At 64.5% G+C, this 7,678-nt stretch carries 8 protein-coding genes; 2 read left to right on the forward strand and 6 right to left on the reverse strand.

What is annotated here, in order from left to right:
• Positions 1 to 623: NAD/NADP octopine/nopaline dehydrogenase family protein (locus WA702_RS09910; RefSeq protein WP_425110345.1), on the forward strand; the 623-nt coding region annotated here is incomplete at its 5' end.
• Positions 620 to 1,606: a 3-hydroxybutyryl-CoA dehydrogenase gene (locus WA702_RS09915; RefSeq protein WP_425110346.1), complete on the forward strand. Its 987-nt coding sequence runs from the start codon at positions 620 to 622 to the stop codon at positions 1,604 to 1,606. The genes WA702_RS09910 and WA702_RS09915, both read left to right, overlap by 4 nt.
• A gap of 130 nt (positions 1,607 to 1,736) precedes the next feature.
• On the opposite strand, the gene WA702_RS09920 is transcribed toward WA702_RS09915, so the two are convergent.
• The 6 genes from WA702_RS09920 to WA702_RS09945 form a co-directional block, all read right to left on the reverse strand.
• Complete coding sequence (locus WA702_RS09920; protein ID WP_425110347.1) at positions 1,737 to 2,783, reverse strand: peptidase M29; 1,047 nt, start codon at positions 2,781 to 2,783, stop codon at positions 1,737 to 1,739.
• 34 nt (positions 2,784 to 2,817) lie between these two features.
• On the reverse strand, positions 2,818 to 3,582 hold the full coding sequence (locus WA702_RS09925) for an ABC transporter permease (protein ID WP_425110348.1): 765 nt from the start codon (positions 3,580 to 3,582) through the stop codon (positions 2,818 to 2,820).
• Positions 3,579 to 4,355 carry an ABC transporter permease gene (locus WA702_RS09930; RefSeq protein ID WP_425110349.1) on the reverse strand — a complete coding sequence of 259 codons (777 nt, stop codon included), beginning with the start codon at positions 4,353 to 4,355 and terminating at the stop codon, positions 3,579 to 3,581. Before WA702_RS09930 ends, WA702_RS09925 begins: the two co-directional genes overlap by 4 nt.
• Entirely contained in the window at positions 4,352 to 5,194 is an 843-nt protein-coding gene (locus WA702_RS09935; RefSeq protein ID WP_425110350.1) for an ABC transporter ATP-binding protein, read from the reverse strand. Before WA702_RS09935 ends, WA702_RS09930 begins: the two co-directional genes overlap by 4 nt.
• A gap of 75 nt (positions 5,195 to 5,269) precedes the next feature.
• Positions 5,270 to 6,973 (reverse strand): dihydroxy-acid dehydratase, encoded by a 1,704-nt coding sequence (ilvD, locus tag WA702_RS09940; protein ID WP_425110351.1) that lies wholly within the window; start codon positions 6,971 to 6,973, stop codon positions 5,270 to 5,272.
• A 66-nt stretch (positions 6,974 to 7,039) separates the two neighbouring features.
• On the reverse strand, positions 7,040 to 7,678 hold a 639-nt coding region (locus WA702_RS09945), incomplete at its 5' end, for an ABC transporter substrate-binding protein (protein WP_425110352.1).

Consider the following 7,678-nt stretch of genomic DNA (forward strand, 5'->3'; position numbering starts at 1 on the left):
TCGGCGTATTTCCGCTCGTCACCGCCGATCGTGCGCTCAATGTGATCGACCGCGCCTTTCCCGGCGTGATCGAGCCTTGTGGTGATGCGCTGTCCGGCGCGCTGATGAATGCCGGCTGCATCATCCACCCGCCGCTGATCGTGATGAATGCCGGCCCGATCGAGCATTTCGAGCGCTGGGACATCCACAAGGAAGGCACGCAAGGCGCGATCCGCCGCGTCACCGATGCACTGGATGCCGAGCGGATCGCGGTGCGCGAGGCACTGGGCTATCGCGCGCCGCATTTTCCGCTGGCGCATCACTACGCCGATGACGGCGAGATCTGGATGTACGGCCGCGGCTCGCACGATCGGCTGACCGATTCCGGCGACTGGCGCGAGCGGCTGGTACTGACGGAGCACCGCTACATGCGCGAGGATCTGCGGCTTGGCCTGTCCTTCCTGATCTCGGCGGCCGAGCTCACCAGCACCGCGACGCCGCTGGCGCGCGCTTTTCTGTCGATCGGTGGCGCCATCTGCGGCGAGAATTTCACCGCGACGGGACGGACGCTGGCGAGCCTCGGCCTCGGCGGGCTCGATCGCGCCGGGCTGCAAACGCTGCTGCATGATGGATTTCCGGCATGACGCTGCGGATGCCTATCGCCTGTCTCGGTGCCGGCCGCATGGGCCGCGGTATCGCGGTCGCCTTCGCCTATGCCGGTCACACCGTGACCATGATCGACATCAAGCCGCGGACGCCGGAGCAGTTCGCCAAGCTCAAGGACGACGCGCTCGGTGAGGTCAAGGCGACGCTCGCGACCATGAGCAAGCTCGGCATGCTCGGAGATCGTGAGGCCGAGATTGTCATCGGACGTGTCGAAGTCGTGCCCGCGAACGAGAGCAGCACGACGCTGGCCGAGACGGGGCTGGTGTTCGAGGGCGTTCCGGAGATCGTCGAGCTCAAGCGCGAGGTACTCGGCGCGGCCTCGCGCGCTGTCGGCCCCGACGTGATCATCGCGTCCACCACCTCGACTATCCTGGTCGATGATCTCTCGGGCGCGGTCGACAATCCCAAGCGCTTTCTCAACGCGCATTGGCTCAATCCAGCCTATCTGATTCCGCTGGTGGAGATATCGCCGGGCGCGGCGACCGATCCCAACGTCGTCGCCGAGTTGAAGGCATTGCTCGAGGGTACCGGCAAGGTGCCGGTGGTGTGCGCCGCGACGCCCGGCTTCATCGTGCCGCGCATCCAGGCGCTTGCCATGAACGAGGCCGCGCGCATGGTCGACGAAGGCGTCGCCAGCGCCGAGGAGATCGACAAGGCGATCCGCTACGGCTTCGGATTCCGCTACGCGGTGCTGGGCCTGTTGGAATTCATCGATTGGGGGGGCGGCGACATTCTCTACTATGCGAGCCGCTATCTCGAAGGCGCCCTGGGCAGCGACCGTTATCGTGCGCCCGAGGTGATCGCGCGCAACATGGAGCAAGGCCGCATTGGCCTGCGCACCGGCGCCGGCTTCCTCGACTACACCGGCATGAATGTCGATGCCTATCGCGAGCAGCGCCTCGGTGCACTGGTCGACATGCTCCGGCATTTCAAGCTGGCAAGGCCACCGGTGATGGATTGAAGCCTTCATTAGACTAGCTAGCATCGTCATTGCGAGGACCGAAGCGACGAAGCAATCCAGACCTCCTTCTTGACGCTGGATTGCTTCGCTTCGCTGGCAATGACGAGCCTCAAGCCTGATCTCCGATCGATTAACCAAACACGTCCTGCAGCAGGCCGTCCTTGATGACGGCGCTGCCATCAAGCTCGATCGTCGTGCCCATCATTGGCAAATCGAAATGGCCAGCCGTGTAGCGGCCGGCGAACTCATTGGCGCCGGTCGAGAACAGGAAGTTGCCGGGCACGGCCCGCAATTCGGTGCCGTTGGTGTCGCGCTGGTCATACATCGACAGCGCCTCGTAGCGCGCGCCGGGGTTCATGCCCCAGCCGACATGCGACACCGCATAGGCCTCGCGATCGCCCCAGGAGGCGAGATAGGCGCGCATCATCGCCGCGTCAGCGCCATCGCCTTCCAGCTCGGTGACGTAATCGTCCTTCAGAATCATCTTCACCGGCGAGGTCAGATAGCGCTTAAAGGTCAGGTTGATATCACCCGGCGCCATCACCAAGGTGCCGTTGACGGAGCCCCTCTTCGGGAAGCTGACCACGATGCCGCCGGGCCAGTGCGCCAGGGTGCCCGGCCGATCGGTCCAGCCCCAGACGCCGACGGTCGAGGCGCCCTCCATGATGACGTCGAGATCGGTGCCGGCCTTCGAGGTCACGCGCATGCGCTTGGTGCCGCGCAACATCTTGGCGGCGGCACGCACGCGCTTTTCCAGCGCGGGATCGGGCACCATGCGCTCCAGCGCTTCGGGATGCTCGTTCGAGATGACGAGGATGCGCGCGCCGGCCTCGAGAATATCCGGCGTCTCCGCTGCATGCATCAAGCCTTCGATGGTGCAGTCGACCACGAAGCCCGCCTGCTGGAGCGCGCCGACCACGGGCGCGAGCCTGCCGATCGCCTCGGAGGCGCCGGTCGATCGTACCGGCACCGGATGGCGGTTGCGCGGTGTCGGCACGACAATATGGAAAGGACGCGCGCCCATGCGCAGCAGCGCCAATTCCGCGAGCTGCACATTGAGTGCACGCGACTGCGTCTCGGACAGAATCGCCGCGGTATCGCCCGGCTTGACGGCGCAACGTTCAAAAATCTCGCAGAACGCGTCAATCCATTTCGCCTCGATGCGATCCGCCAGCATGTCGTGTCTCCAAATGTCGCGTCGGGGCGTTCTATCAGACTTCGGGGAAGCCGCGCAGCAGATAAGAACGTAAGAACCCCAGCAGGCCGTTGAGGATCAGCCCGAGCAGCGAAATCGTGATCAGCGGCACGAACATGTCGACTGCCTGGAACTGACGTGCCGCAGCGACCAGCACGTGGCCGAGGCCATCGGTCGACGTGATCATCTCGGCCAGAAATACCACGATGCAGGAGATGACGAGGCCGATGCGGCAGCCGGTCAGGATCGATGGCATCGCGGCCGGCAGCACCACCTTCCACAACAGCTGGCGCGGCGGCGTGCCTGCTGCGAGCGCCGACCAGATCAGCTTCTGCTCGACGACCGAGGCGCCATAATAGGTCGAAAGCAGAATCGGAAACAGCGCATCAGCCACCACCAAGATGACCTTGGATTCATGGCCGAAGCCGAGGAGCAGCAGAAACGCCGGATAGAGCGCGACCTTCGGCAGCGGCGCCAGCACGCGCACTAGCGGCCGCACCGCTGCATTGACCGCCGGACTGACCGCTGCCGCGATGCCAATACTGACGCCGAGCACAACCGCGATGGCAAAGCCCGCGAACAGCCGGAACAAGGTGGCTGCGATGTTCTGCTGGAACGACGGATCGAGCAACTGCTCGCCGATCCGGGCAAACACCTGTCCCGGCGGCGGCAGCAAGCTCGGCGGCGCATAACCGAACGAGATCAGCGCCTGCCAGAGCAGGATGATCAACACGATCGGCAGCAGGCCCAACAGCAGGTCGGTGATGCCTCGCATCGTCATGAGAAGCTCAGCGGGATATCGAATTGCGGCTCGGACCAGCGCACCAGCCGCGCGCGGCCGGCCTCAAACGCCACATCGAAGCAAATCCCCATCGCGCCGACGATGATGATCATCGCAAACACGGTGTCGTACTGGCCCATGTCGAGTGCGTTGAACAGGATGTTGCCGGCGCCGGACTGGCGCGCAATCATCTCGCTCGTCACCATCGTGATCAGCGCCAGCACGAGGCCGGTGCGGCAGCCGGTGAGAATTTCCGGCAATGCCGCGGGCAACACGATCCGCACCAGCCGTGCAGCCGCGGACATGCCCATTGCCGCGCCCGACCACAGCATCTTCTCCTCGACCGCCTTGGCGCCCTCAAAACTGTGAAAGATCACCGGCAGGCTGACGCCGAGGAAGATGACGAGCGTCTTGGAGAGGTCGCCGACGCCGAGCCAGAGCATAATGACCGGCATCAAGGCGGCCTTCGGCACCGGATAGATGATCATCAGCAGCGGATTGAAGAACGCGGCCACTGCGCGGCTGCGGCCCATCAAAAGGCCCAGCGGAATCGAAACGCCGACCGCGAACACGAGTCCGATCGCCATCCGCCGCAGCGAATCCGCGATGTTGAACAGGGATTCCTTGTCGGTGAGGATCGCCGGGATTGCGCGCAACGACTCCCACGCGGTCGGGAAGCTGTCATTGGCGAGCGCGAGCGAGCCGAGCTGCCACGCCAAGAGCAGGCCGAGGCAGGCGAGCACCGGCGCCAGCCGCGCGAGCGCCGCCTTCATGACGGCAGCTCGACGTCGCCGGAATCGTCGAACATGCGCTCGATGTCGACGATGTATTTCTGATAGCGCGGATCGAGCAGCAGCTCGTCGCGACGGCGCGGCCGCGGCAGGTCGATGTCGATCACTTGGCGGATGCGGCCGGGCGCGCGCGTCATCATCACCACCTTGTCGGAGAGGAACACCGCCTCCTCCACCGAATGGGTCACGAACAGCACCGTCTTGCGGTCGCGCTCCCAGATATTGAGCAGGTCGTTCTGCAGCCGCGTGCGGGTATGCGCATCGAGCGCGCCGAACGGCTCGTCCATTAGCAGCACTTCCGGGTGATAGGCCAGCGTGCGCGCCAGCGCGACGCGCTGCTTCATGCCGCCGGACAGCTCTTTGGGATAGAAGTTCTCAAAGCCTTTGAGGCCGACCATCTCGATCAGCGCGTGCGCCTGCGCTTCAGCTTCGCCTGTCTTCACGCCCTGCTGGCGTGGCCCATACATCACGTTGCCGAGCACGGTCTTCCAGGGAAACAGCGCGAACTCCTGGAATACCGGTCCGCGCTCCGGGCCTGGCCCCTTGATCGGCCGGCCCTTCATGGTCGCGGCACCTTCGGTCGGGTTGACGAAGCCGCCGACGATATACAGCAGCGTGGATTTGCCGCAGCCCGAGGGGCCGAGAATCGAGACGAAAGCACCCTCTTCGATATCAAGCGAGATATCCGACAGCGCCAGATGATCGCGACGCGCCTTGGTCTGGAACCGCTGCGAGACGTGCTCGATCGAGATGATCGGCTTAGGCCGCACCGTCGGCGCAGGCTCCGCGCGATTATCAGATCGTACCGGCATCACGTTCATCTCAAGGTTCTCGTTTCGCAGTCGCATCACGTGCCAACATAGCAAGTTTCCTGCCATGCGCTGTTATGCGTCCAGCTAAGTTTCCTGATCGAACCACGGCCACTCCGCCGGGCCCTCGTGGGTCACCGCGCCCAGCGGCGCCTGCCCGACCAGTTTGGCGTATTTGGCCAGCGCACCGGCGCGATGCCGCGGCGGCCGTTGCGACCATGCCTTGCGCCGCGCGGCGAGCTCGCTCTCATCCAGCAGCATGTCGAGGCGACGCGCCTTGGCATCGATGCGAATGCGATCACCGTTGCGCACCAGTGCGAGCGGGCCACCGACAAAAGCCTCCGGCGCGACATAGCCGATGCACATGCCGCGCGTCGCGCCTGAGAAGCGGCCATCGGTGATCAGCGCCACTTTCTCACCCATGCCCTGGCCATAGATCAACGCGGTGACGCCAAGCATCTCGCGCATGCCGGGGCCGCCGACCGGGCCCTCGTTGCGGATGACGAGGACTTCACCGGCCTGGTAGTCGCGCGCACGCACCGCGGCGACACAGGCCTCCTCGTCCTCGAACACCCGCGCGATGCCTTCGAAGACAAGGTTCTTCAGCCCCGCGACCTTGATCACGGCGCCGTCAGGCGCGAGGTTGCCCTTCAGCACCGCGACACCGCCGTCCGCCATAATCGGCTTATCAGTATGGAACACGATCTCGCCGTCGGGCGCGTTGGCATTGCCATATTCTTCGGCGAGCGTCTTGCCCGATATGGTGATGCACGAGCCATCGATATGGCCGCTCTCGATCAGCGTGCGGATCACTACGGCCGCACCGCCGATGTCGTAGACATCCTTGGCAGTGTATTTGCCGCCAGGCCGCAAGTTTCCGATCAGAGGCGTGCGCGCAAACACCTCGCCGACATCGTCGAGCGTGAAGCGGATACCGGCCTCATTGGCGATCGCTGGCAGATGCAGCGCCGCGTTGGTCGAGCCGCCGGTGGCAGCGACGATCGCCGCGCCATTCTCCAGCGCATTTCGCGTGACGATGTCGCGCGGCAGCGGCCCATCATTCGCCAGCATCCGCATGATCAGCCGCCCGGCCTGCCGCGCGACATGGCCCCGCTCGGCATAGACGCCGGGGATCATCGAGACGTTGGGCATCGACAGGCCCATCGCCTCCGACAGCATGCCCATGGTGTTCGCCGTGAATTGCCCGGCACAGGCACCGACGGTCGGCAGACAAGAAAGCTCAATGCCCTTCAGCGTGGCCTCGTCGATCTCGCCGGTCATGTAGCTGCCGACCGCCTCGTAGGAATCGAGCACGGTCAGCGTCTTGCCCTGGAACTTGCCCGGCAGCGCGCTGCCGCCATAGATGAAGATCGACGGCACGTTGCAGCGGACCATGCCCATCATCACGCCGGGCAAGGTCTTGTCGCAGCCGCCGAAGCCGATCAGCGCATCATAGGCGAGGCCGTGCACCACGGCCTCGATCGAATCAGCAATGAGCTCGCGCGAGAACAGCGAGAACTTCATGCCCTCGTGGTTCATGCTGATGCCGTCGGAGACCGAGATCGTGGCGAATTCGCGCGGCACGCCGCCGGCCTCGGTAATTCCCGTCTTTGCCGCATCGACCTGGAAGTCGTGCGTCATGTTACAGGGCGTCTGCTCGCCCTTCTGGCTGACGACGCCGATCATCGGCTTGGCGATGTCGGCGTCATCCAGGCCCATCGCGCGCAGGAAGGCGCGATGCGGCGCGCGATCGAGCCCGTCCGTCGTCACGCGCGACCGCAGCTTCTTCATTCCAAATGTCTCCGCAAAGCGCCCCGACCTTCGCCGGAGCGCGCTCTCGTCCGGTTCCACGCGCCCTTACTGGAGCGGCGCCACGATCGTCGGATGCTTGAACTGGGCGACATCCATCTTCGGCAGCATGCCGGTCTCGGCATAGATGTCGAGCATCTTCTGGATCGCCGGGAAATTCGGCGCGGCGCCGGGATCACGGCCGAAATCATTGTCCTTGAGCAGATAGGTGTCGATGACGGGCACCGGCACCTTCATCACCTCGGAGACGACCTTGAGCGTCTCGTCGCGATTGGCGAGCGCCTTCTTCATGCCGAGCGTGATGTCGCGGACATAGGCTTTCACCAGATCCGGATTCTTGTCGACGAAATCGGCACGGCAGGCCTCCAGGATATGCACGATGTTCGGCATCGCCTGCGATAGCGAGAACAGCTTTCGCGTGCCGCCCTTGGCTTCGGCGCGCGCGGCGAACGGCTGGTTCATGTTGACGGCATCGACGCGGCCCTGCCGCAGCGCGTCCTCGGCCACCGCAAAGCCGACCTCGACCAGCTTGATGTCTTTGTTCGGATCAAGGCCCGCCTGCTTGAGCAGCATGTTAAACGGTCCCTGCGTGCCGCCGCCGATCACGGAGATGCCGACGGTCTTGCCCTTGAGGTCGGCGATGGTCTTGATCGGCGAGTCATCCTTGACCGCCCAATAGACCGAGAA

Origin of the sequence: Bradyrhizobium sp. (assembly GCF_049798375.1) — a bacterium.
Classification (GTDB): Bacteria; Pseudomonadota; Alphaproteobacteria; order Rhizobiales; family Xanthobacteraceae; genus Bradyrhizobium.

Coding starts and splice junctions, on each gene's coding strand:
- WA702_RS09935 (WP_425110350.1), bottom strand. CDS start 5,194: ATGAACGTGATGCCGGTACGATCTGATAATCGCGCGGAGCCTGCGCCG.
- WA702_RS09930 (WP_425110349.1), bottom strand. CDS start 4,355: ATGAAGGCGGCGCTCGCGCGGCTGGCGCCGGTGCTCGCCTGCCTCGGC.
- WA702_RS09915 (WP_425110346.1), top strand. CDS start 620: ATGACGCTGCGGATGCCTATCGCCTGTCTCGGTGCCGGCCGCATGGGC.
- WA702_RS09920 (WP_425110347.1), bottom strand. CDS start 2,783: ATGCTGGCGGATCGCATCGAGGCGAAATGGATTGACGCGTTCTGCGAG.
- WA702_RS09925 (WP_425110348.1), bottom strand. CDS start 3,582: ATGACGATGCGAGGCATCACCGACCTGCTGTTGGGCCTGCTGCCGATC.
- ilvD (WP_425110351.1), bottom strand. CDS start 6,973: ATGAAGAAGCTGCGGTCGCGCGTGACGACGGACGGGCTCGATCGCGCG.